Source organism: Alteromonas sp. ABH4_457 (assembly GCF_056160625.1).
The window spans coordinates 1-1,857 of sequence record NZ_JBSWXN010000013.1; the positions used below are offsets into that span (position 1 = coordinate 1).

Sequence of the window (1,857 nt, forward strand, 5' to 3'; positions counted from 1 at the left end):
CGCCGATTTCGTCAGACGTACCGCTGATAAGCGGTGTGTCGCTGGCGAGGTCACTAATGGCATTCACGTTCAGCACTGGCAGTGTCAGGTCAATTAATCCTGAGGTACTGACAGTTGCAACGTTGCCCGCATCATCCATGACCGATGCGTCGATTGTCAGTAATCCTTCATTGAGATCTGATGGTACATTGACAGACCAGGTACCATCAGGCTGAACCGTGGCAGAGAGGGTTTGTTCAACACCTAAGCCGTCTACAAGCACGATTTCGACATTTGCGCCCAGCTCATCTGAAGTACCGGAGATCGTAGGCTGCACATCGTTTGTATCGACAAACGTGTCCAGCGTTATGCCCGGATCGGCTGTATCGATTGTGCCCGCAGCACTCACGTTCACGATATTGCCTGAATCGTCCAGAACCTGCGCCTCAACGGTGACCGAGCCGTCCGGAAGAATGGGGAGATCTGAGCTCCAGCTTCCATCAGCCTGAACAACTGCAGACAGATTGTATTCAACGCCATCTGAATCCGTCACGGTTAACAGGACAATAGTGCCTACACCTACATCCGTACTGCCTGTAACTGTCGGAGAGTTGTCATTGGTGATATCAATAGGATCGATGATTAAGCTCGGAGCGGCCATATCAATAGTTGCAGTGAGCGTTGCCGTAGCAGTATTACCAGCATCATCTGTAGCTGATGCCTGAACCGTGAACTCACCTTCAGCCAGATCGGTGGGAACTTCAACACTGAATGAACCATCTGCGGCTACAGGAACAGTAAGAGTTTGCTCATTTCCGGCAGCATCGGTGATTACAAGTGTAACGATATCACCTTCAGGAATATCCAACGTACCGGTGATCATGGGTGTTGCATCATCATAGGTTGTGGTAACAACAATATTTCCTGTAGGAGCTGTGGTATCCACCTCTCCACTTGTTGAAGCACTACCTGTATTCCCCGCGGCATCCGTAGCAGATGCATCAACCGTGTAGTTGCCATCGGCCATGTTTGCAGGCACATCAGCACTGAACGTACCATCAGGCTGAACTGTTGCAGTGAATGTTTGTACGTCACCATTTGCATCAGTGACGGTTAATGTCACAGACTCACCCGGCGGCAGATCCGTGGTGCCGGAGATAGTTGGCGTAGCATCATTTCCAAGACCTTCAGCATCCAGTGTTACTACTGGTGCAGTGGTATCGATATCACCGCTGGTTGAAGCAGTGCCGGTATTGCCGGCTGCATCGGTCGCGGCTGCATCAACGGTGAAGTTGCCTTCTGCCATTTCTGCAGGCACATCGGCGCTGAACGTACCGTCTGGCTGAACGGTCGCGGTGACGGTTTGTGCATCACCGTTGGCATCGGTGACCGTCAGCGTAACTGATTCGCCCGCTGGCAGATCGGTGGTGCCTGAAATAGTTGGTGTGGTGTCATTGCCTGTGCCTTGTGCATCCAGTGTGACTGTCGGTGCGGTGGTATCCACTGTACCAGACGTTGAGGCTGTGCCGGTGTTACCGGCTGCATCGGTTGCCGCTGCATCAACGGTGAAGTTACCTTCTGCCATTTCCGCTGGTACATCGGTACTGAAGGTACCGTCTGGTTGCACAGTAGCCGTTATAGTCTGCGCATCACCATTCGCATCGGTGACCGTCAACGTCACTGACTCACCTGCCGGCAGGTCGGTGGTGCCGGAAATCGTCGGCGTGGTGTCGTTACCGGTACCTTGTGCATCCAGTGTGACTGTCGGCGCAGTGGTGTCGATATTTCCGCTGGTTGAAGCAGTGCCGGTATTGCCGGCTGCATCGGTCGCGGCTGCATCAACGGTGAAGTTGCCTTCTGCCATTTCTGCAGGCACAT

General features: G+C 53.2%; 1 protein-coding gene. It reads right to left on the reverse strand.

Annotated features, from left to right (window positions below):
* A partial coding sequence (locus ACXAGR_RS23720; RefSeq protein WP_474852913.1) for a beta strand repeat-containing protein occupies positions 1 to 1,857 on the reverse strand: 1,857 nt, incomplete at both ends.